Annotated in this window: 17 protein-coding genes and 1 tRNA gene; 13 read left to right on the forward strand and 5 right to left on the reverse strand. The window is 43.1% G+C overall.

Annotated elements, in window-relative coordinates; genetic code table 11:
• Positions 1-149 precede the first annotated feature (149 nt).
• The 4 genes from ccsA (at position 150) to bshB1 (ending at position 6,868) form a co-directional block, all read left to right on the forward strand.
• A complete protein-coding gene (gene ccsA / locus L0P89_RS14290) occupies positions 150-3,308 on the forward strand; it encodes a cytochrome c biogenesis protein CcsA (RefSeq protein ID WP_235268050.1) in 3,159 nt (1,052 codons plus the stop codon).
• A gap of 173 nt (positions 3,309-3,481) precedes the next feature.
• Positions 3,482-4,891, forward strand: coding sequence for an MATE family efflux transporter (locus L0P89_RS14295; protein WP_235265791.1), 1,410 nt, complete (start codon positions 3,482-3,484; stop codon positions 4,889-4,891).
• A gap of 81 nt (positions 4,892-4,972) precedes the next feature.
• Positions 4,973-6,142: a PLP-dependent aspartate aminotransferase family protein gene (locus L0P89_RS14300; protein WP_235265792.1), complete on the forward strand. Its 1,170-nt coding sequence runs from the start codon at positions 4,973-4,975 to the stop codon at positions 6,140-6,142.
• Complete coding sequence (gene bshB1, locus L0P89_RS14305) at positions 6,143-6,868, forward strand: bacillithiol biosynthesis deacetylase BshB1 (RefSeq protein ID WP_235265793.1); 726 nt, start codon at positions 6,143-6,145, stop codon at positions 6,866-6,868. It abuts the gene before it with no gap.
• On the opposite strand, the gene L0P89_RS14310 is transcribed toward bshB1, so the two are convergent.
• Positions 6,865-8,955, reverse strand: a complete 2,091-nt coding sequence (locus L0P89_RS14310; protein WP_235265794.1) for a tetratricopeptide repeat-containing sensor histidine kinase — start codon at positions 8,953-8,955, stop codon at positions 6,865-6,867. The genes bshB1 and L0P89_RS14310 overlap by 4 nt on opposite strands.
• A gap of 328 nt (positions 8,956-9,283) precedes the next feature.
• Between L0P89_RS14310 and L0P89_RS14315 the strand changes: the two genes are divergently transcribed.
• Positions 9,284-9,359, forward strand: a tRNA-His gene (locus L0P89_RS14315).
• Positions 9,360-9,395: 36 nt separating this feature from the next.
• On the opposite strand, the gene L0P89_RS14320 is transcribed toward L0P89_RS14315, so the two are convergent.
• Positions 9,396-10,955, reverse strand: coding sequence for a M28 family peptidase (locus L0P89_RS14320; RefSeq protein ID WP_235265795.1), 1,560 nt, complete (start codon positions 10,953-10,955; stop codon positions 9,396-9,398).
• A gap of 262 nt (positions 10,956-11,217) precedes the next feature.
• Between L0P89_RS14320 and L0P89_RS14325 the strand changes: the two genes are divergently transcribed.
• The 5 genes from L0P89_RS14325 to L0P89_RS14345 all read left to right on the forward strand — a co-directional run bounded on the left by L0P89_RS14325 (position 11,218) and on the right by L0P89_RS14345 (position 16,974).
• Positions 11,218-12,132: a dihydrodipicolinate synthase family protein gene (locus L0P89_RS14325; protein ID WP_235268051.1), complete on the forward strand. Its 915-nt coding sequence runs from the start codon at positions 11,218-11,220 to the stop codon at positions 12,130-12,132.
• Entirely contained in the window at positions 12,133-13,716 is a 1,584-nt protein-coding gene (locus L0P89_RS14330) for an aldehyde dehydrogenase (NADP(+)) (protein WP_235265796.1), read from the forward strand.
• Positions 13,717-13,722: 6 nt separating this feature from the next.
• On the forward strand, positions 13,723-14,733 hold the full coding sequence (locus L0P89_RS14335) for a 4-hydroxyproline epimerase (protein WP_235265797.1): 1,011 nt from the start codon (positions 13,723-13,725) through the stop codon (positions 14,731-14,733).
• 1 nt (position 14,734) lies between these two features.
• Positions 14,735-15,985 carry an NAD(P)/FAD-dependent oxidoreductase gene (locus L0P89_RS14340; protein ID WP_235265798.1) on the forward strand — a complete coding sequence of 417 codons (1,251 nt, stop codon included), beginning with the start codon at positions 14,735-14,737 and terminating at the stop codon, positions 15,983-15,985.
• Between the two features lie 131 nt (positions 15,986-16,116).
• On the forward strand, positions 16,117-16,974 hold the full coding sequence (locus tag L0P89_RS14345; RefSeq protein ID WP_235265799.1) for a hypothetical protein: 858 nt from the start codon (positions 16,117-16,119) through the stop codon (positions 16,972-16,974).
• A gap of 115 nt (positions 16,975-17,089) precedes the next feature.
• On the opposite strand, the gene L0P89_RS16975 is transcribed toward L0P89_RS14345, so the two are convergent.
• The 3 genes from L0P89_RS16975 to L0P89_RS14355 all read right to left on the reverse strand — a co-directional run bounded on the left by L0P89_RS16975 (position 17,090) and on the right by L0P89_RS14355 (position 18,709).
• Positions 17,090-17,212 carry a hypothetical protein gene (locus L0P89_RS16975; protein ID WP_262911454.1) on the reverse strand — a complete coding sequence of 41 codons (123 nt, stop codon included), beginning with the start codon at positions 17,210-17,212 and terminating at the stop codon, positions 17,090-17,092.
• Between the two features lie 303 nt (positions 17,213-17,515).
• Complete coding sequence (locus tag L0P89_RS14350) at positions 17,516-18,064, reverse strand: GNAT family N-acetyltransferase (RefSeq protein WP_235265800.1); 549 nt, start codon at positions 18,062-18,064, stop codon at positions 17,516-17,518.
• On the reverse strand, positions 18,065-18,709 hold the full coding sequence (locus tag L0P89_RS14355; RefSeq protein ID WP_235265801.1) for an alpha/beta hydrolase: 645 nt from the start codon (positions 18,707-18,709) through the stop codon (positions 18,065-18,067).
• Between the two features lie 59 nt (positions 18,710-18,768).
• On the opposite strand from L0P89_RS14355, the gene L0P89_RS14360 reads away from it, so the two are divergent.
• Genes L0P89_RS14360 through menD form a run of 3 tightly spaced genes read left to right on the forward strand, consistent with a single transcriptional unit; the run spans position 18,769 to position 22,011 of the window.
• The gene (locus L0P89_RS14360) at positions 18,769-19,191 is read left to right on the forward strand and encodes a PaaI family thioesterase (protein ID WP_235265802.1); all 423 of its coding nucleotides are present in this window, start codon (positions 18,769-18,771) and stop codon (positions 19,189-19,191) included.
• Positions 19,172-20,230 (forward strand): chorismate-binding protein, encoded by a 1,059-nt coding sequence (locus L0P89_RS14365; protein ID WP_235265803.1) that lies wholly within the window; start codon positions 19,172-19,174, stop codon positions 20,228-20,230. The genes L0P89_RS14360 and L0P89_RS14365 overlap by 20 nt, the downstream gene beginning before the upstream one ends.
• Before the next feature lie 35 nt (positions 20,231-20,265).
• On the forward strand, positions 20,266-22,011 hold the full coding sequence (gene menD, locus L0P89_RS14370) for a 2-succinyl-5-enolpyruvyl-6-hydroxy-3-cyclohexene-1-carboxylic-acid synthase (RefSeq protein ID WP_235265804.1): 1,746 nt from the start codon (positions 20,266-20,268) through the stop codon (positions 22,009-22,011).
• Positions 22,012-22,025: the final 14 nt, after the last annotated feature.

A 22,025-nucleotide genomic window follows, 5' to 3' on the forward strand; every position in this document is an offset into this window, starting at 1 on the left:
TGAATAAGGTGGTTGCCCACAAAAACGCGATGGGTTCGCATTGGGGCAGTTTACTGGAAATTAACAATTTTGTTCAACTTTTTCTTTTCAAAGGCTACCCCATAAATTGCCAAAACACCGTACTTTTGCAAGCCAAAGAACAGGTGCATATGCTCGAATTGTTGAAGAAGTCGTTGTTCTCGACCCGATTGATGGCCGTACTTTTTCTTGTCTTTGCACTGGCCATGGCTTTCGGAACCTTTATTGAAAGCTGGTACAGTACTGAAACTGCCCGTATTTATATCTATAATGCCACTTGGTTCGAAGCCATCATGGTGTTCTTTGTCATTAACTTCATCGGTAATATTTTTCGGTATCGATTGCTTCGTTGGGAAAAATGGCCAGTACTCGTCTTGCACTTATCATGGATACTCATCATTATCGGTGCCTTTGTTACCCGCTATATCAGTTTTGAGGGGGTGATGCCCATTCGTGAGGGCAATTCAGAAAAGGTGTTTTATTCAGATAAGACTTTCTTGACTGCCTTTGTCGATGGGGAAATAGATGGGGAGACCAAACGAAAAATCTTGGAAGATGATATATTGGTCACAGCAGAAGGCAAACGAACCAGTTTGCCCTGGAAAGCCGATTTCAACGGTCAACCCTTTACCATTTCGTTCGTCGGTTTCATTGAAGGAGCAAAAGAGGGATTGATTCTCGATGAGAATGGTCAAGAGTACCTAAAAATAGTCGAGGCTGGTGATGGGCAGCGGCACGAACACTATTTGAAAAATGGCCAAGTTGCCAGCATACACAACATATTGTTCGCCTTGAACAAAAAGACCGATGGCGCTATCAATATTTTTACCTCTGACAGCCTGTATACCGTTCAATCGCCCTTTGCTGGCAATTTTATGAGAATGGCCGATCAGCTACAGGGCGAGGTGATTGTTGATAGCCTTCAAACTTTGCAGCTACGGTCGCTTTATAATTTAGGCGGCATGCAGTTTGTGATTCCCGAACCAGTGGTCAAGGGGTCTTATGGGGTGGTCGAGGTGCCAGAAGATGAAGTGAACGACAACACACAAGATGCCCTTGTGGTGGCGATTTCAAGCAATGGGCAAACAGTTGAAAAGAGATTGTTGGGCGGTAAGGGGCCTGCCAATTTTTCTGGGAAGTTTACCGCTGGTGGGCTCGATTTTTCGCTTCGTTATGGTTCAAAAGAACATCAGTTGCCTTTTGGTATCAGGCTCAACGATTTTATTGCCGAGAAATATCCGGGTACCGAAAAAGGGTATGCTTCTTTCATGAGCAAGATCACTGTTGAAGATGAACGACCCTTTGACTATGATATTTACATGAACCATGTGTTGGACCACAAGGGATATCGCTTTTTTCAATCTAGTTTTCACCCCGACGAAAAGGGCACCGTACTTTCGGTAAATCATGACATATGGGGCACATGGATTACCTATATCGGCTATTTTCTGCTCTATCTAGGCCTTATGGGCATTATGTTCTTTGGCAAAACGCGATTTAAATACCTGACCGATAAATTAGATGAACTGAAAGCCAAGCGCGTGGCCCTGACCATGGCACTCTTCTTTATATCCTTTGGTGCGATAGCACAAGAAGGGCATTCGCACAACACCATGCCGACCCAGCAACAGGTCGATTCAATCATAAAGGCCACTATCGTCTCAGAAGATCATGCGGCCAAGTTCGGTGAGCTAGTGGTGCAAGATGATGGGGGGCGCATGAAACCGATCAACACCTTTGCCTCTGAGCTGTTGCGAAAGCTGCGTTTTAAAGACACTTACGAAGACTTGAATGCCGACCAGGTACTATTGTCGATGATGATGAACCCCGCGGTCTGGTACAATACCGAATTTATCGCTCTCGATAAAAAGGGCCAAAACGATAGCATTCGTAAAGTCATCGGTATTGCCAAAGGAAAAAAATATGTCAAGGTTACCGATTTCTTTGATTCACAGGGACGCAATAAGATGGCTCCCCATCTTCAAGAGGCCTACGCCACCAATACACCCAACAAATTTCAACAAGATTTTAAAGACCTTGATCTTCGTCTTGGCTTATTGAACCGAGCGTTGAGTGGTGAGATACTAAAGATATTTCCGCTATTGAACGACGAGAACAATAAATGGATCTCTGCCATAGAATATCGTTCCGGACAATACCAGGTTTCCGATTCGCTTTATGCCAATTTCATTAAAAATGCGATTCCATTTTACCTATCGACATTACAAAATGCCATTAAAACGGGTGACTATTCAGAACCTGACAGGTTGCTGGAAGCCTTTCACCAAAACCAAAAAAACCATGGTTCCGAAGTACTGCCTTCAGAAAGAAAGGTAAAGACCGAAATTTTGTACAATAAGCTTGATATCTTCAATCGGTTGTACAAATACTATGCGTTGGTCGGTGTTCTATTGTTCTTTGTATTGATTTTCAGAATTTTCAAAGACCGTGAAATCTGGAAGGCCGGTACTTATTTCTTCAAAGGATTGGTCTATCTGTTCTTCGTATGGCATACCGCTGGCCTGATTCTACGGTGGTACATATCTGGCCATGCCCCTTGGAGCGATGCCTATGAAAGCATTCTTTATGTTTCGTGGGCCACAATGGGCATGGGGCTGTTGTTGGGTAGAAAAAATGACATGACCTTGGCCGCCAGTGCATTTGTGACCGCACTATTACTTTGGATAGCCCATCAGAATTGGGTGGATCCGGCAATCGCCAATTTGGTGCCCGTACTGGATAGTTATTGGCTGATGATACATGTAGCGGTCATTGTGGGCAGCTATGGGCCATTGGCCGTTGGTATGATCTTGGGTGTGGTTTCATTGCTATTGGTCACCATGACCACCCAAAAGAACAAAAAGCGCATGGATCATAACCTTAATGAGTTGGCCATCATCAACGAACTGGCCCTTACGGTAGGGTTGGTAATGCTGACCATCGGTAATTTTTTGGGGGGTCAGTGGGCAAACGAAAGTTGGGGGCGCTACTGGGGTTGGGATCCCAAAGAAACATGGGCGCTCATCTCTATTATGGTATACGCTTTTGTGCTGCACATGCGTTTGGTGCCCGGTCTTAGGGGGCGTTGGACGTTCAGTTTTGCAAGTATCCTTGCTTTTTCAAGCATCATGATGACCTATTTCGGTGTCAATTTCTATCTAGTGGGGCTGCATAGTTACGCCAGCGGCGACCAAGTGATCACCCCTTCATTTGTCTGGTATACCTTATTTGGTGTTTTGCTTTTGGGCGGAATCAGCTTGTGGCGTTATAGGTTGCACTACAGCAAATAAATCATTTTTCTTTTTTCGGGATCAAAAAAATCATGCATCTTTGCGCCATCATGAAGTTATAAGAATTATGTACGCTATGGATGTCTTTGGCCTGAGGCCAAAAAATTAAGTTCTGTCCACCCGTAGGGCGACGACATCCTTTTTTCCCTTTTTCAACATAATTCTTTTTTACAATGACAACTTCCAATAAAATTTCTTTAAAACAATTTCTCAGCTATTTCTGGATTGCTGTAACCGGTAAGGAAACCGAATTTACCACAGGTAGTATCCGTAGGGCCATATTTATGCTCAGCATTCCCATGATTCTTGAGATGATGATGGAATCGATATTCGCCATCGTCGATATTGCCTATGTCTCACAGGTCAGTGTGAATGCCGTGGCGACCATAGGGTTGACCGAATCGGTTATCACCTTGGTTTACGCGGTCGCCATTGGCTTGAGTATGGCCGCAACGGCAGTAGTGGCCCGTAGGGTTGGTGAGAAAGACATTAAAGGCGCCCGTGAGGCTGCTGTTCAAGCTATTGCCCTGGGCATTTTGGTATCAATTCTTGTGGGTATCATCGGATTTCTGTACGCCAAAGAGATTTTGGCCCTTATGGGTGCCGAACCCGATTTGATCGCTGAGGGCTACGGCTATACCAAATGGCTTATCGGGGGCAATGCCACCATTATGCTGTTATTTTTGATCAATGCGATTTTTAGGGGCGCGGGCAATGCTTCCATTGCCATGTGGACCTTGGTTCTCTCGAATGGACTGAACATTGTTCTAGACCCTTTTTTCATTTTTGGGTGGGGTCCTTTTCCTGAATATGGGGTCATGGGAGCAGCAGTCGCAACCAATATTGGCCGGGGTTCGGCGGTGCTTTTTCAATTGGGTATCCTATTCTTTGGATGGGGCAAGATCAAGCTCATGGCACAAGACCTTGTGTTGAACATCAAGGTTATGGTCAACTTGATCAAAGTATCTTTGGGGGGCATCGCACAATTCTTGATCGGTACCTCTAGCTGGGTCTTTTTGATGCGCATCATGTCAGAGTTCGGAAGTGAAGTATTGGCGGGCTATACCATTGCCATTCGAGTGATTATGTTCACCCTTATGCCTTCTTGGGGCATGAGCAACGCCGCAGCGACCTTAGTAGGGCAAAACCTTGGGGCAAAGCAGCCTGATCGTGCCGAAAAATCTGTTTGGAAAACAGGTAAGTACAACGCTTATTTTATGGGCTTTGTTTCTCTGCTGTACCTGATTTTTGCCAAACAGATCATCAACCTGTTCAACGATACGCCCAACGTGGTCGAAAATGGTGCACTGTGTTTGCAGATCATAGCGGCGGGCTATATTTTCTATGCCTACGGCATGGTCGTGACCCAAGCATTCAATGGTTCTGGCGATACACAGACACCGACAAAGATCAACTTCATATCGTTTTGGTTGTTTCAATTGCCCGTGGCCTATCTGTTGGCAATTGTTTTGGGGTTGGGCTCAAAAGGGGTGTTTATCGCTATTACCACTGCTGAGGTCTTGTTGGCGGTACTGGCCATGATCTGGTTCAAAAAGGGCAATTGGAAGAAGGTACAGGTCTAGAAAGCTATTTACCGTAGGGTCATTGGAGAAAGTTTTCTTAAATGAATTCCATAACTTTAGTGATTCAAAATTTCTGTCGCAATGAATCAAGACCGTAGAGGAATCAACACCATTTGCACCCATGCGGGAGAGCTCGAGGACAAAGAGTACAAAGGATCGGTTTCCCCCTTGTATATGGGCTCTTCATATGCTTTTGAAGAAGTGGATATAAAGCGGTACCCGAGATACTTCAATACCCCCAATCAAGAAGCGTTATGCGAAAAGATAGCGGCCCTTGAACACGCTGGGTCCGCTTTGATTTTCGGTAGCGGTATGGCCGCGATCAGTACAGCCTTGATGGCCTTTTTGCAGGCAGGGGATCATATTGTCTTGCAGCAGACACTTTACGGTGGCACCTACAATTTTGTGGTCACACAATTAGAAAAATATGGAATTTCCTATTCCTTTACCGAAGGTTGGCAGGCAGAGGATTTTGAAAGGGAGCTAAGGCCCAATACCAAGGTCATATATATCGAGACACCCTCAAATCCTTTGTTGACGATAACCGATATGACCGCTGTGGCAAAGCTGGCCCAAAAGCATGATCTTGTTTCGATGATTGACAACACGTTTGCCAGTCCGGTGAACCAGAATCCCATAGATTTTGGCATAGATGTGGTCATTCACAGTGCCACGAAATATATGGGAGGGCACTCTGATATCTGTGCAGGTACCGTGGCGTGTTCTACAGCATATCGAGACCAAATCTGGCAGACGGCGATTTGTTTTGGTGGTAGTTTGAGCGATTACACGGTTTGGCTGCTCGAGCGCAGTATCAAAACAATGGGTGTTCGGGTCAAGGCCCAAAATGAAAATGCCCAGAAGCTTGCCGAGTTTTTGGTAGAAAAAGATGAAGTTGATGAAGTGTATTACCCAGGGCTTCCGACACATCCAAGCCATGCACTTGCCAAAGCGCAGATGAATGGTTTTGGGGGCATGTTGTCTTTTGAATTGAAAGAAGGATTGGATGCTTCCGAATTTATGAAATGCCTGCGGTTGATAAAGCCTTCGATGAGTTTGGCGGGGGTCGAAAGTACAATGCTTTTGCCGGTTAAAACATCGCACGCATTGATGAGTGCCGAAGACCGGGCCAAGCAAGGTATCAAAGATGGGCTCATCCGTTTTTCCGTAGGAATTGAAGAGACCGAAGATTTGATCATTGATATTGAACAGGCCTTAAAGCAGGTGAAATCCAAAACAGTATTGACTTAAATGGAATTAGACATTTTAGTATTTGGCTCCCATCCCGATGATGCAGAACTGGGGGCAGGGGCAACCATTGCAAAAGAAGTGGCGCAGGGCAAAAAGGTAGGTATCATCGATTTGACTAGAGGTGAGCTGGGTACGCGCGGTACAGCAGAAGTAAGGGATAGGGAGGCAGAAGAGGCGTCAAAAATCTTGGGACTCGCCGTGCGCGAAAACCTTTGTTTCGCGGATGGTTTTTTTGTCAACGACAGGCCGCATCAATTGCAAGTGGTCAAGATGATTCGTAAATATCGCCCAAAAATAGTGCTCTGCAATGCGGTTGAGGATCGCCATATCGATCATGCGAGGGGAAGCAAATTGGTCAGCGATGCCTGTTTTTTGAGCGGTCTTGTCAAAATCGACACCAAATTGGAAGATGATGATGAAGAATGGCAAGAGCCCTGGAGACCAAAAGTTGTCTACCACTACATTCAATGGAAAAATTTGGAACCTGATTTTGTCGTGGACGTGTCAGATTATATCGAGGTAAAGAAGAAGGCCATCATGGCCTACGGTTCACAGTTTTATGATCCAAAAAGCAAAGAGCCCGAGACTCCCATTAGCAGCAAAAATTTTATAGACAGCGTTATCTACAGGGCGAGGGATTTAGGGAGATTGATAGGTGTTGGCTATGCCGAGGGTTTTACCGTAGAGCGGAATATCGGAGTACGATATTTGGATGATTTGATTTAGCTGGCCTTTTTGTATTTCTTGTTGGCTTTGGGTACCGTGAAGTAGAAACAAGATCCTTTTTTGACAAAGCTTTCAACCCATATTTCCCCTTTATTTTTGTGCACCATTTCTTTGCAAAGCGAAAGGCCAAGACCAGTACCTTTTTCGTTGTTTGTACCATAGGTGGTAAAATTCGAGTTTTCAGAAAAAATCATGCTCTGTGTGTTGGGATCCATGCCGATACCTGTGTCGCGTACCGTGATTTCCCAATTTTCCTTTTTTTCAACCGCTTTGATATTGATAAGTCCGTTTTCAGGGGTAAATTTTAGAGCATTGCTGATAAGGTTGCGCACGACGATGTCGATTTGGTTTTTGTCGGCCCATGCATAGGCATTATCAGGTAGTTCATTGATTAGGCGTATCGATTTTTTAATGGCGATTTTAGAGAGTAGATTGATATTTTCCTCTACGATGGAATTCAGCGAAATTCGTTTGGGTTTGGTAACGGCCCCGTTCATTTGGGTTTGGCCCCAAGAAAGTAAATTGTTGAGCGTAAACGAGATACTATCCACATCTGATTTCAACTTGGGCATCTGGCCAACAAATTCGTCTTTGGTTAGATCTCCTCCTGAAAAAAGGTCAAGAAGGCTTTGCAGGGCTCCTATAGGACCTCTTAGGTCGTGACCAATAATTGAGAACAGTTTGTCTTTTGTGGTATTGATTTCCTTTAGCTCTATTTCATTTTCCTCCAAAGATTTTGTTTTGTTTTGAAGTTCTTTGTAAAGCTTTTTCTGCATTTTTTGGTTGCGGTATACCAAAAATGTGATGGCCAATAAAATGAAAAAGATGACAAATGCCAATATGGTATAGTTTCGTTGTTTGGCAAGACTGCGATTGTTTTCATCAATAAGTTCTTGTTTCTGTTTTTCATAGCCAAGTTTAACCTTGAGCATCGCCAAACTTTTCTCGGTATCCCTTCGTGATAAGACTTTTGAAAGCCGCTGATAAATTTCGTGATATTTTAAGGCGGTGTCGAAATCAGACCTTTTTTTCCCAATTTCATAAAGCGTTTTTGAGCAATCTTTCTGTCCTTCGAGCGATTTTATTTTTTTTGATACGTCAAACCCTTGCAACGCATAGATTTCGGCAATACTATCGTTCTCTTGCCCTAAATGTGCCTGTGACATGCCATTTAACAGGTCAATTTTTGCTCGGTCATCATCAAGGTCTTCATGCAAAAGTTGACTATGGTCATACCAATAAAGAGCCCATTTATATCTTTTTTGTTTAAGGTAAATTTTTCCCTTTACCTCATATGCATAGGCCAACCAATCCAGTATTTCATATCGCTCAAAAATGCTTATGCTTTGATTGATGTTGAACATTGCATAGTCAAATTTTTCAATGTCGGCATACAAAGAGGCAACATTGCTCATGGTCTCGGCAGAAGGAATCGGTTTGCCTACGCTTTCATTGATATCTTTTACTTTTTCATAAAAATCCAAGGCACTATCGTAGTCGTTTTGGGCGGCATATAGATTTGCAATATTCTCGTTAAGAATCGATAGCATTGGCAAGTCATTCTCTTTTTCGGCCAATTCAATGGTCAAAAGATAGATGTTCAGGGCTTTTGCATTGTCGCCCAAATAGGCATGTTCACCAGCTAGGCTGTTGCGTGCCTTGATGATAAGCTTATTGTTTTTTGTTGAACTTGCCTCATTCAATGCGCTGGTAAAATAGCGAATGGCTTTTTCTGAATTTCCTTGGTCTGAAAAGAAAGCGCCCAATTCTAAAAGCGCCATACATTTTCCTTTTGAATAGTTTGCCCGTTCACTTAGGTTCAATGCGTTTTTTGAAAGCAAAAGCAGGCTATCTGAATTGTAATAGCGATATTTTAGGGCCAAACTGTTCAACAAGTCGATGTAGATGGTATCTTTTTGGTGAGATTCCCTTGCCTTTTCAAGCGACTTAATTTTATGTAGAAGACTGTCCCTGGTACTTTTTTGGGCTGATACAGGAGCAAACGATAAAGCGATCCACAGTAAGAACAGTAAAACTGCTCTACATGGGCTAGGTTGAGGGTTTATGGTTTTATAGTTTAGGCCCATTTGCCGTATTGAACATAAGTAAATATAAAATTAAGAGTGTGATGGATGATAGACCAATTATTGTTGTGAACAAGGGTTTTTTGTGTGTTTGGTCTATGAAACAGTGCAGTTTATCGATAAACATCAGAAAAATACTACAAAAAATGAACATTTTCCCTAAATGCTGTTCAAAGCTTTGATGGGCAAAGAATGTAGGTTTTCAATATCGGTTGCCACAAACCACTTTGTTGTTGTATGGTGCCCATATGGTGAATGGAGTTTGGGAAAATTTATGTGCCCATATTTGGAATGATAGTCGAAAAAAAATTACATTTGCATCCGCTTAAACGGTGGTTGTAGCTCAGCTGGTTAGAGCGCTGGATTGTGGTTCCAGAGGTCGCCGGTTCGAACCCGGTCTTCCACCCTAAATGAGAAAAGCCCCTTGTATCAGGGGCTTTTATTTACTTCGCTACTTTGTCGACTTTGATTTTGCTCTCACGATTGGCTATTTCCCAAGCTGTATGAAACACTAATCGGGTACGTTTTTCGAGCAGATCGTATTCAATCTTGTCAGGAGTATCGCCTGGGCGGTGATAATCTTCGTGCGTACCGTTGAAATAAAAGATGATGGGAATGTTGTTCTTGGCAAAATTATAATGGTCACTACGGTAATAAAATCGATTGGGGTCATTTTCGTCGTTGTAGGTATAATCAAACTCGAGATTTGTATATTTTCGGTTGATGGCTTCTGACAATTCGTGTAGTTCGGTACTCAGCTTGTCTGAACCTATCAAGTAGATATAATTGCTATTGCCTTCCCGTTTAGGGTCGATTCTGCCAATCATATCGATGTTCAAGTTTGCAACTGTTTGTGATAATGGAAATATGGGCTCATAATCGGTATAGTACATTGAGCCAAGCAATCCTTTTTCCTCGCCGGTGACATGCAATAGTACAATGGATCTTTTGGGTGTATGGCCATTTTTTTCAGCTTCTTTGAAGGCCTCTGCTATTTCAAGCAAAGCCACAGTGCCCGAACCATCGTCATCGGCACCATTGTTTATCTGCCCATCGGCGGTAACACCGATATGGTCTAAGTGCGATGAAATGACCACATATTCATCGGGCTTCTCTGAGCCTTTGATATAGGCAACCACATTTTCTGAATCTACCTGTTGATTGGCACTCTTGATATTTAAACCAACTTGTGCCGAAATGACCTTTGGCTTATCATCGGTCTTTATGTTTTTGTGGAGTGCCATAGTCGCGGTCTCGTTCAATAGCAGAAAGAAAAAACTTGAATTGTCGCCCTTAAGCTGCATACGGCCACTTCCATTTGTCTTCATAAATGAAAAATACCCACCATACCTCGCAAAATTCTTTTCATCAAAATAAAGAAATCCCTTTGCCCCTTTTTTTTGGGCGATTTCCATCTTTTTTCCCAATGATTCAGACATGTTGCTCCAGATCGATTTTTCTTCGCTTCCCGAGATGATGTAAGTGCCATCATTGCGCATGGGTTCACCTGACTTCGCCAAGACCAATTTTTCTGACACGTCTAAACCATTGTAATCTGAATAGTCCCCATCTTCAATACCGTAACCCACATAAACCACTTCACCAAAAGAATCATCTGCAGCAGAGAAGGTCAGTATTTCTTCACCCAATTGAAAGGTCGTGTTATTGATGGTCATATCACCTTCAGGTACTTGGCTCAACTCGAGTGGGACCTTTTGAAAATAATCGCCATCTGATTTGGCTGCGGGTATGCCCAAGCTCACATATTTGCCTTTTAGATATTCGACTGCCTTCTTTTGACCTTGTTTACCTGTTTCTCGCCCCTCAAACTCATCTGAGGCATAGATAAACAGCATTTCTTTTAATTCTTCACTGGTAATGGTCTCAGCATATCGGGTCGGTTCGACTATTTGCCCTTGCTCGACCGCCTTTTCCGATATGGTTTTTTGTGACGTGTTGCAGGCCAGTACCAAGGCTGTTGCCAATAAGGCTATTCTTCTCATGGATTCAATTTTGAAGTTCTTCAAAAATAGTCAAACAAGAAGAAACAAACCCATACACTCAAACTGTTCTTACTTTTAAGACTTCATGCCCAAATCGTGCCTACATGAAGAATAGGTTGAGCTTTTTTTGGTATGTGCCAAAAATATCCGATTTATATCTTTTTCTATAATAAAATGGATAATATAGTGCATTATATTGCTAAAATTCATCAATTTTCCTTGTGGCCTATCCATTACTTTTACTTCCAAAATAGATAATATGATGCAGTTTGAATGGAAAGGCGTTATGCCTGCTGTGACTACAAAATTTACCAAAGACGATGGCCTTGATATTGAAATGTTTTCGACCAACATCAAGGCACAATTGAATGCTGGCGTAAGCGCAATAATATTGGGCGGAACTTTAGGAGAGGCGAGTACGCTCACCGACGATGAAAAGAAAGCCTTGGTTGTGCATACCGTAAGTTTGGTAGGTAACCAAGTGCCCGTTGTTTTGAACATTGCGGAGCAATCGACGAAAGATGCCGTTTCAGCTGCAGAAAATGCACAACGGTACGGTGTCAGTGGTTTGATGATGTTACCGCCCATGCGCTACAAAGCGACGGATCATGAAACGGTCACATATTTCAAGACAGTGGCGCAAAGCACTGATTTGCCCATTATGATCTATAACAACCCCGTGGACTATAAAATTGAGGTTACCCTTGATATGTTTGATGAATTGTTGAAACATGACAACATACAAGCCGTAAAAGAATCCACAAGAGATCTGACCAATGTGACACGCATCAAAAATGCCTTTGGTGACCGATTGAAGATTCTTTGCGGGGTCGATACCATTGCCCTTGAAAGCATTCTGATGGGTGCCGAGGGTTGGGTGGCCGGTTTGGTATGTGCGTTTCCTAGAGAAACGGTCGCCATTTATAAACTGGCCATGGCCGGTCGAATTGAAGAAGCAAGGCAAATCTTTAGATGGTTCTTACCTTTGTTGGAGTTGGATATCAATCCACAACTGGTTCAGAACATCAAATTGGCCGAAGTGGCCGCAGGTTTGGGAACTGAAAACGTTCGTGCCCCACGACTACCTTTGCAAGGTGCGGAACGCAAACGTGTCTTGAAGATCATTGAAGAGGGTGTACGGTCACGCCCACAATTGCCTCATTATAAAAATATTTAAATGATTACGGGAAAAAACCACATTGGTAACCGTCTTTCCGCACTAGGGAGCAAAACATACAAAACGTTCAATCCGCAATCGAACATCGAAAATGGACATGTTTTTTCAGAAGCGTCAAAAGATGAAATCGACGAAGCGGTCAATTTGGCCGCTGAAGCCTTTAAAGCGTTCAGAACCATTTCTGGAGTAAAAAAAGCTGTCTTTTTGAGGGCCATTGCCGATGAAATTCTCAATTTGGGAGATGCACTTCTTGATACCTATTGTTCTGAAACCGGACTTCCGAAAGGTCGTGCAGAGGGTGAACGTGGCCGAACGGTCTTTCAGCTGCGCACTTTTGCCGATTTGGTCGAGAAGGGTAGTTGGGTCGAGGCCTCGATTGACACAGCTATTCCTGAAAGAACACCGGTGCCAAAACCAGATTTACGAAAGATGTCCATACCCATTGGCCCAATTGTAGTATTCGGGGCCAGCAATTTTCCACTTGCCTATTCAACGGCAGGAGGCGATACGGCGGCGGCTTTGGCAGCGGGTTGCCCCGTGATTGTAAAATCGCACCCTATGCATGCCGGAACAGGTGAATTGGTCGCTTCGGCCGTTGTCAGGGCAGGCCAAGATACCGATATGCCCAATGGCGTGTTTTCAAACCTCAACAGTTCAGGCATTGAGGTGGGTCAACATTTGGTGCAGCACCCTAAGGTGAAAGGGGTTGGTTTTACAGGTAGCATTCGAGGTGGTCGCGCCCTCTATGATCTGGCTGCCAAACGCCAAGAACCCATACCCGTTTTTGCCGAGATGGGCAGTATCAATCCCGTAGTACTGTTACCAGAAGCCCTAAAAAAAAATATCGATGGGTGGGCCGAGACCTACGCAAAGTCCATTACGTTGGGCACGGGGCAGTTTTGTACCAACCCGGGGTTGTTGTTGGGAATCAAGAGTGATGCTTTGGATGAATTCATTAAAAAGCTGGCCGATGGAATCGTACACATAGAACCCGGTTGTATGCTGCATCCAAACATATTCGGTGCCTATGAAAAAAATAAGTCAAGAGCATTGGCACAATCTGAATTGAGTTTGGTGGCTGATTTCGAAAATCATGTCACAACGAATTATGCACGACAGGCACTGGCCAAGGTCGATGGGGCAGATTTTCTCGAAAACCTGTCTTTACATCAAGAAGTGTTCGGTCCATTTTCGATAGTGGTACAATGTGAGGATGTCAAAGAGTTGGAATTGGTCATCTCAAAGCTTGAAGGCCAGCTGACCGGTACTCTCATTGTAGATAATAAGGAAATGATTGAGTATCAATCAATAATCGAAGCGCTAAAGAATAGGGTAGGCCGTATTATTTTCAACGGGGTGCCCACGGGCGTTGAGGTGTGTCCTTCGATGACACATGGCGGGCCCTATCCTGCATCTACAGATAGTCGTTTTACAGCGGTGGGCATCCATTCCATCAAACGATGGGTACGGCCTTTCAGTTTTCAAGACTGGCCAAACGATTTGCTTCCTGAAGAGCTAAAAAATGAAAATCCGTTGAAAATCAAAAGATTGGTAAATGGAGAGTGGACCAACAATAAAATCTGATTCTTGATGTCCCATATTTTTAAATGTATTGATGCCCACACATGTGGTAATCCGGTACGGGTCATCAAAGAGGGTGCCCCAGAGTTGAAAGGAGCCAGTATGAGCGAAAAACGCCAACATTTTCTAAAAGAATTTGACTGGATCCGCAAGGGGCTCATGTTCGAGCCACGTGGTCATGATATGATGAGCGGTAGTATGTTGTACCCCCCGCATGATCCCAAAAATGATTTTGCCATTTTGTTTATCGAAACCTCTGGCTGTCTACCGATGTGTGGGCATGGCACCATAGGAACCATAACAGTGGCTATTGAAAAAAAATTGATCGATCCCAAGGTTCAAGGCCAAATCAAGATGGAAGCGCCAGCTGGGTTGGTTGAAATCAACTACCACCAGAATGACAGTGGCAAGGTCGAATGGGTAGAACTGACCAATGTAAAAAGCTATTTGGCAGCTACAGACTTGACCGTTGATTGTCCAGAGCTGGGCGAACTGATTTTTGATGTTGCCTATGGCGGAAATTTTTATGCCATTGTAGATTCGCAAGAAAACTATTCTGGCCTGCAAAATTTTTCAATGGATAACATTGTTCGACTTTCGCGGGTATTGAGAAAACGTATCAATGAAAAATATCCTGATAAATTCATTCATCCAGATAACGAGACCATTCGTGATGTGAGCCATATGCTATGGACCGGTAAACCATTGGATGCAAATTCTTCTGGAAGGAACGCTGTATTCTACGGTGACAAGGCGATTGACCGTAGTCCATGCGGTACGGGCACCTCGGCACGTATGGCACAGCTATATTTCAAAGGAAAACTCAGAATAGGGGAAGAATACATTCATGAAAGTTACATCGGTTCAACTTTTGTGGGTACTGTGGCTGAAGAAACCCGTATAGGCGAAATAAAGGCCATTGTACCAAAAATAAGGGGATGGGCAAAGATTTATGGTGAAAATACGATTACCATTGACCCCGATGATGATCCTTATGCGTACGGTTTTCAAGTAATTTGACATGAAAAAAGAAGTGATTGTTATTGGTGGTGGAATAATAGGTCTTTGCACGGCCTATTTTCTTAACAAAGAAGGGCATAAGGTCACGGTCATAGATAAATCTGACATCTCTTTCGGCGCTTCATTTGTGAATGCGGGTTATCTGACCCCCAGCCATATAGTTCCCTTGGCAGCACCGGGCATGATTTTGAAGGGGTTGAAATATATGTTCAATTCGTCTAGTCCTTTTTATGTGAAACCGCGGTTTGATCGTGACTTTCTCAAATGGGCCTGGTACTTCAAAAAATCAGCTACCAAGGCCAAGGTACAGAAGGCCATGCCTATTATAAAAGACATCAATTTGTTGAGCCGTGAATTGTTCGAGACCATGGCGGCATCAAATGAGTTGGGTGATTTTCATTTAGAAAGAAAGGGACTTCTCATGGTCTACCAAACCGAAAAGGAAGGTGCCTATGAACAACGAGTGGCTGAAAGGGCAAAGGCAATGGGATTGCCGGTGAATCATCTGAATTCTTCAGAATTCAAAGACATTGAACCATATGTGGACATCAATGCAATGGGCGCTTTTCATTATCTGTGCGATAGGCATACCACACCACCACAATTCATGAACCGGTTATTGGAGTACTTATCGAAACAAGGCATAGCGATCCGAAAATCTGAAGAAGTGATCGATTTGGAAGTATCCGATAAAAAAGTGAACAAGGTAATCACGAACACCGGCGTGTATATGGCAGACGACATTGTTTTTGCTGCAGGCTCGTGGTCATCGGTGCTTTCGCAAAAGTTGGGCATTAAATTACCATTGCAGGCGGGAAAAGGGTATCGTATCGATGTTCAAAACCCCACGGGCATCACCATGCCGGCAATTTTAATGGAACCCAAAATAGCGGTGACCCCTATGCAGGGCTTTACCCGTTTTACAAGTACCATGGAGTTTTCGGGCATCAACCAGACCATTCGAAAAGAACGGGTACAGGCCATTGCCAAAGGGGCCGCCCGATATTATGAAGGCTTGCAAATTCCAAAAACCGCAATTGATGGGGCCAAAAGTGGGCTTCGCCCTGTTTCACCCGATGGGTTGCCCTATATCGGTCGAAGTACAAAATACAAGAATTTGATTTTTGCCACAGGGCACGCGATGATGGGTTGGAGTTTGGGCCCCGCTACGGCCAAGCTGGTCACTGAATTGGTATCTAACAGGAAAACTACAATGGATATCATGGCTTTTCATCCCGAGCGAAAATTTTAAAGGGTTTACCACATTGTTATTTTCGATATTTGGCATCAAAATTGCGCTTCAAGTTCTGTAAATAGTGGTAATTTTGTATCATGCTAAAAAATTGTTTCACAGTCCTTTTAGGTTTTTTCTCCACCATGGTGATGGCCCAGGCCCCCCGACTCTTTACGGTCGAGGATTTTGATTTGAGGGGAAGCGTCAAAACCTCTCAAGTCGTGACCAATTATGGCAAGGAAATTTTTGAATTTGATGAGGATGGGATTTTGGTGAAGACCACCACCCACTATAACGAACAAGATCAAGACGTTACCCACTATATTATAGAGGATGGTTTTTTAAGTGAAAAACGGATGGAAAGCTTTAAAGATAACGAGCTTGACAGAAGCACTTCAATGGCCAATTTTTATGAAATCGACACAACAGCCAACAAAGTAATCACCGAAAAAATCATTTCGTACGATAAAAATTTTGTCGAAAGCCAAGAATACCGTTTTGATGAAGAAAATCGTTTACAGACCATTATGACCTCGCACCTCGATGCTGTGGATGAGACTACAATAACCCATGAGGATTATAAGAATGAACACACAGAATCACATTTTTTGAACGGAGTGCTCGAAAAGGCGATACGGACTTCAGAGAATGAAAAGGGTAAAACAATTTTGACCAAAGAGCTTGTCGACGGAAGTCCTGATAAGGCGATTGAACGAAAATATGATGTTCAAGGAAAACTGTTGTCTGAAGAATTTTTTAGATATAACGAAACCGAAAAGCAGTTCAAGCCTTACGAAAAACACATTTTTGAGTATGATGATTCAGGTATATTGAAAAAAGAACTGATTATTCGCGGAACGGCCCGATCGACAAAAGAATACATCTTTCAGTTTGATGATAACGAGCTTAAGAACTGGGTCAAAAAAATCGTGTTGCCCGACAATGAATACACCACCCGAAAGATTGAATATTACCCTTCAATAGAAGAGGCGAACAAACCACAATAATTATTTCGGCCCTTTCGTTCGTCAGGTAATATACATGATAACAGGTGTTTCTCTTGAAACCATGTTTAAACAAAAAAAAGGGGGCTTTTGCCCCCTTTTCAGTGTTCTTTTTACCTTAAGAAAACCGTATCAACTTCAATCCGGTATGCCTTCGGTGATTTTTCCAGCTCTCGTGACGGGTAAATAACCTATCGATGATAGCACTGCTCTTATTCATTTTTCTCTTTGTATCTTTCATTTTACTTCTTTTTAAATTGGTCGTGATGGATGCAATGAGCATCCCTGTTTACACGTTGAATTTGACGTAAAAGAGCCCAAAACATTACATTGTTAAGAGAAGTTTAACCTTTCTGCAAGGTCCATACTTGTGAGATGGTGCTATTCTGGTAAGCTTCCTTAAAAAAAGCTTATTGTGAAGAGACCATTAAGAAGTTCAACTTAATGATGGCTCAGGTCAAAATCGTGTTGCCAAACAATGATCATACCACCTAAAAATTGACTATAATCCTTCATGGAAGGCAGCAGACCACAATAGTTGCTTTCAACCCTTCCATTCGTCAGGTAATAGGCCATAACAGCAGGTGTTTCTCTTGAAACCGTCCAATAAGTAAACGTTTTTGCGCAAAACCCCCTCTAGGCTGGCCCCCAATTTTTCAACGGCCTTTCGAGAGCGCAGGTTGCGCTCATCGATCCTGAACTCTACTTTTTCAAACCCCATTTGTTGAAAGGCATGGTCGATCATCAATTTTTTCATGGCCTGATTTAAGCCGGTGCCTTGAAATTCCTTGCCGATCCAAGTAGAGCCGATCTCGATTACTTTATTTTTCCAATCGATGTTCATGTAGCGAGTGCTTCCGGCATGGGCACTGTGCAACTTATCATAGACCAAAAAGGGAATGGCGGCGCTCTTTGTCCTTAAAACGTCGGCCGCTTTTACATAGTCATAAAGTTTTTCAGGCGTTTCTATTGCAGATGGTGAGTACTGTATCAATTTCTTTTGTGAGGCCACGGGAATAAGTAGCCCATAGTTTTCTAGATCCAAGGGCACTAACTTGGCACGTTCGTTTTCTAAGGTGAAATGTAAGTCCATTCAATACAATTTTTCGAGAAGGCCAGACCGTATTTCGTGACCCCCTTCATAAGTGATGACTTCGGCTGAGTCATCAAACAATGTTATGATTTTTTGTCGTTCAAGTTTTAACCGTTCTTCAGTAAGGTAGTGGTCGTTGTCGCCATAGACGACCTTTACCTTTTTCGGGGCAAAATATATTCCGCTCAATTGATCCCTGGTTATTTCATTGGGTATTCCGCCAGCATATAAAATAAGACGGTGACAGTCGATTTGGTTTCTGACGAGCCAGCGCATCGCAATGGATACCCCTTGTGAAAATCCGAAAATGATGAGTTTGAGATTATTTGGTATTGCTTCGTTGGCATAGACCGCATTGGCATAGTTCAAGACATTTTCTATCTCAGACTTGGTATTTTCTTTGGTCAACCAACTCGCTCCCACGTATTTGAACTGATCATTCAAGTAATATTTTGAAGGGGCTTGTGGTGCAATGATATAGTGTTCATCAGCATTCAACTTTTGAAACGATTTTAAAAAGTAACGGCTCAAAAATCCCATACCGTGAAAGGCCATCCAAACATATTTGGTTTTTTTGGTCAGGGAATTCAAAGTGGTATATGAATTACGGGCTTCATAGGCCACCATTTTTTCCTTTGTGTCCATAGTCAAAAAAGTAAGCTGATTTATTGCAAATGCTTTGGTAATTTTACAAAAAATACAGGATGGAAGACTATAAGGCGAAGATTTTGAAGGTATGCAATGAGTTCAGCAAAAATACCCTAATGGAAACCCTTGATATCGAATATGTTGATGTTGGGGAGAATTTTTTGGTTGCTAAAATGCCGGTGAACAGAAGGGTGCACCAACCTGACGGTGTGTTGCATGGTGGGGCGACCGTGGCACTTGCTGAAAGTGTGGGCAGCGCGGCCTCTTACATTTTTTTGGACGCACAGAAGTTTTTTGTGCGTGGTATTGAGATTGCCGCCAATCATGTAAGAAGTATACAAGAAGGTTTTGTATATGCCAGGGCCTCTATCATACACAAGGGAAAGACCACTCAATTGTGGGAAATCAAAGTGACCGACGAAGAAGGCCAATTGGTGTCTAACTGCAAATTGACGACCATTGCTTTACCAAAAAAGTAGTTTTTCATATCTGCTCAAGAAAGCAGCACAACAGTATGGGAGCGGATTGCCATTTGTGCTCTATCGAAAACCAAGGGATAAGCAGATAAGGGCAATTTTTCAGAAAGATGCTGCATTGAACATTGTCGATGATTTTCAGGAATCTGGATTCGTCTTTGCCCCTTTTGATACCAAAAAGCCAACTGTTCTACTGAAACCGGACACACTGTTTTCTGCAATTTTTTCTTCAAACAACTATGCTGGAGAGAATATTCACAATATGGCAAATGAAGATACATCGGCAAAAAAGAAATATCTCGAAGCGGTCAACAATGGTATTGCCGAAATCAAAAAAGGGGCACTTCAAAAAGTGGTCTTTTCGCGACAATTGGAAGTATCTACCCGACAATTGCCATTTTCAATTTTTGAAAGGGCATTGCAAAAGTACCCCTCAGCTTTTTGCTATCTGTTCTATCATGCCAAAGTAGGGATGTGGTTGGGGGCCACCCCAGAGCGGTTGCTCGTTGTTGAAGATGATACCGTGAAAACGGTATCGTTGGCCGGTACATCGGCAGCGCCTGAACCTGTTTGGAGTGATAAAGAGCGTGAAGAACAGCAAATGGTGACCGATTTTATCTTTTCAGCCCTAAATGATATTACCGTTTCATTGACCCGTTCAAGTGTCGAGAATGTTAGGGCGGGCAAGCTCTGGCATTTAAAGACCGATATAATGGGGCACTTGCAAGAAGAGACACCTCTCAAAGAAATTGTTTTGGCATTGCATCCCACACCGGCGGTTTGTGGACTGCCGCGCGATAAGGCCAAACAGGTCATTGAAGGTACCGAACACCATGACAGGGAATACTATACTGGCTATCTTGGCGAGTTGAACATTATAAAGAACAAGACCGCAGACCTGTACGTGAACCTGCGATGTATGCAGTTGAAGCCCGATCGGGCAACACTCTATGTCGGCGGTGGGGTGACCGGCGCTTCAGATCCGGAATCTGAGTGGCAAGAGACCCAGGGCAAAAGCCAAACCATGTTAGGGTTACTTTAGGCATATCAGTTGAGAATTGGCTAATTTTGCATCCAATGAACTATTCTGATATTCCCGCGGCACAAACCATTGTTGCTTATTGCCAGGTTTATGGCATCAAAAATATTGTGATTTCGCCAGGTTCTCGAAATGCGCCACTTACCTTGGGGTTTACCAAAAACACTTTTTTTAATTGTTATAGCATTGTTGATGAACGTTGTGCCGCATTTTTTGCTTTGGGCATGTCGACCCAACTTCAACAACCAACGGCAATTGTCTGTACTTCGGGCAGTGCGGTGTTGAATTATTATCCAGCTGTCGCAGAGGCGTTTTATAGCCATGTTCCGCTTGTGGTGATTTCTGCGGATAGGCCCCGCTATAAAATCGACATTGGTGACGGACAGACGATTCGTCAAGAAAATATATTGGAAAAACATATAGGCTATTCGGCAAATTTAAAGCAAGATGTCTGCCATGCCACTGAGGCTATAAATCGATTGGCTCCCGATCTACGCGCAGACACGCAAGAAGCAGTGCAGCAATTCAACTCAGAGGAAATCGGAAAAGCCCTGACGGTTGCCATTTCCCAAAAACTTCCGGTTCATATCAATGCTCCTTTCGAGGAACCACTTTATGGAACCCAGAAAGGCATGTCCATAGCAACTCCTGAAGTGGATTTTTTTCCGAAGAAAAATGAAGCTTACTTTTCTGAGCTGCTTTCCCTTTGGAACAATACTAAAAGAAAAATGGTATTGGTGGGAGTGAATCGACCAGATGCCATCGAACAAAAGTATATCAATAGGTTAGGGGAAGATGAATCTGTGGTCGTGTTGACCGAAACAACTTCAAACCTGTACCATGAAAATTTTTTCCCGAGCATCGATAGTATTATCGCACCTATCGAGATGCAGCAAAACCGAGAAGAACTATTTGAACGATTACGCCCAGAACTGCTTTTGACCTTTGGCGGTATGATCGTCTCCAAAAAAATCAAGGCATTTTTACGCCGGCACCGACCAAAATATCATTATCATATTGGGCGCGAACAGCACAATGATACTTTTTTTTCATTGACCCAGCGCCTAGAGATGGCTCCCCAAGATTTCTTTGAAGTATTTTTTAAAGACGCAAGACCTTCGAAAAGTAGCTTCAGAAACAGTTGGTCAAGATTCAAGACCCAGTACCATCAAAAACGGCCCGAATATCTGAAGCAGGCCCCATTCTGTGATTTTACGGCTTTTTCAGCTATTGTTGAAAGCATTCCCGAACAATATCAAGTACATTTTGCCAATAGCTCGGCAATTCGGTATTCGCAGTTGTTCGACATTCATCAATCCGTTAAAATGTATTGCAATCGGGGTACCAGCGGTATAGAGGGCTCTACATCTACGGCAGTGGGAGCTGCTGTCCATAATGGCCCCCCGACCCTTTTGGTGACGGGTGACCTGGGTTTTTTCTATGATGGCAATGCACTTTGGAATGATTATATCAGGTCTGATTTTCGCATTATTGTCGTAAACAATTCAGGGGGCGGTATCTTTAGAATTTTGCCGGGCGCTGAAAACACAAAAGAGTTTGCCACTTACTTCGAAACAAGACATTCACTTACCGCCCAACAACTCTGTGATTTATACGGATTTGAATATACGGAGTCGAATGGTCTGGATGAACTGTCCAAAGCGCTGATAGCGTTTTATAAAGAATCTAAAAAACCCAAATTATTGGAAGTTTTTACACCCGCTGAATTGAATGACAAAATTTTGCTTGCATATTTTGATTTTCTATCTTCGAAGCAATTATAAAATCATAAAAAACA

The sequence above is a fragment of the Muricauda sp. SCSIO 65647 genome, from assembly GCF_021534965.1.
In the GTDB taxonomy this organism is placed as follows: domain Bacteria; phylum Bacteroidota; class Bacteroidia; order Flavobacteriales; family Flavobacteriaceae; genus Flagellimonas_A.

Bases quoted from the DNA above. Each gene is read 5' to 3' on its own strand.
- L0P89_RS14325 (WP_235268051.1), top strand. From the start codon at position 11,218: ATGCAGTTTGAATGGAAAGGCGTTATGCCTGCTGTGACTACAAAATTT.
- L0P89_RS14350 (WP_235265800.1), bottom strand. From the start codon at position 18,064: ATGGACTTACATTTCACCTTAGAAAACGAACGTGCCAAGTTAGTGCCC.
- ccsA (WP_235268050.1), top strand. From the start codon at position 150: ATGCTCGAATTGTTGAAGAAGTCGTTGTTCTCGACCCGATTGATGGCC.
- L0P89_RS14340 (WP_235265798.1), top strand. From the start codon at position 14,735: ATGAAAAAAGAAGTGATTGTTATTGGTGGTGGAATAATAGGTCTTTGC.
- L0P89_RS14345 (WP_235265799.1), top strand. From the start codon at position 16,117: ATGGCCCAGGCCCCCCGACTCTTTACGGTCGAGGATTTTGATTTGAGG.
- bshB1 (WP_235265793.1), top strand. From the start codon at position 6,143: ATGGAATTAGACATTTTAGTATTTGGCTCCCATCCCGATGATGCAGAA.
- L0P89_RS14330 (WP_235265796.1), top strand. From the start codon at position 12,133: ATGATTACGGGAAAAAACCACATTGGTAACCGTCTTTCCGCACTAGGG.
- menD (WP_235265804.1), top strand. From the start codon at position 20,266: ATGAACTATTCTGATATTCCCGCGGCACAAACCATTGTTGCTTATTGC.
- L0P89_RS14335 (WP_235265797.1), top strand. From the start codon at position 13,723: ATGTCCCATATTTTTAAATGTATTGATGCCCACACATGTGGTAATCCG.
- L0P89_RS14360 (WP_235265802.1), top strand. From the start codon at position 18,769: ATGGAAGACTATAAGGCGAAGATTTTGAAGGTATGCAATGAGTTCAGC.
- L0P89_RS14355 (WP_235265801.1), bottom strand. From the start codon at position 18,709: ATGGACACAAAGGAAAAAATGGTGGCCTATGAAGCCCGTAATTCATAT.
- L0P89_RS16975 (WP_262911454.1), bottom strand. From the start codon at position 17,212: ATGAAAGATACAAAGAGAAAAATGAATAAGAGCAGTGCTATCATCGAT.
- L0P89_RS14310 (WP_235265794.1), bottom strand. From the start codon at position 8,955: ATGGGCCTAAACTATAAAACCATAAACCCTCAACCTAGCCCATGTAGA.
- L0P89_RS14295 (WP_235265791.1), top strand. From the start codon at position 3,482: ATGACAACTTCCAATAAAATTTCTTTAAAACAATTTCTCAGCTATTTC.
- L0P89_RS14300 (WP_235265792.1), top strand. From the start codon at position 4,973: ATGAATCAAGACCGTAGAGGAATCAACACCATTTGCACCCATGCGGGA.
- L0P89_RS14320 (WP_235265795.1), bottom strand. From the start codon at position 10,955: ATGAGAAGAATAGCCTTATTGGCAACAGCCTTGGTACTGGCCTGCAAC.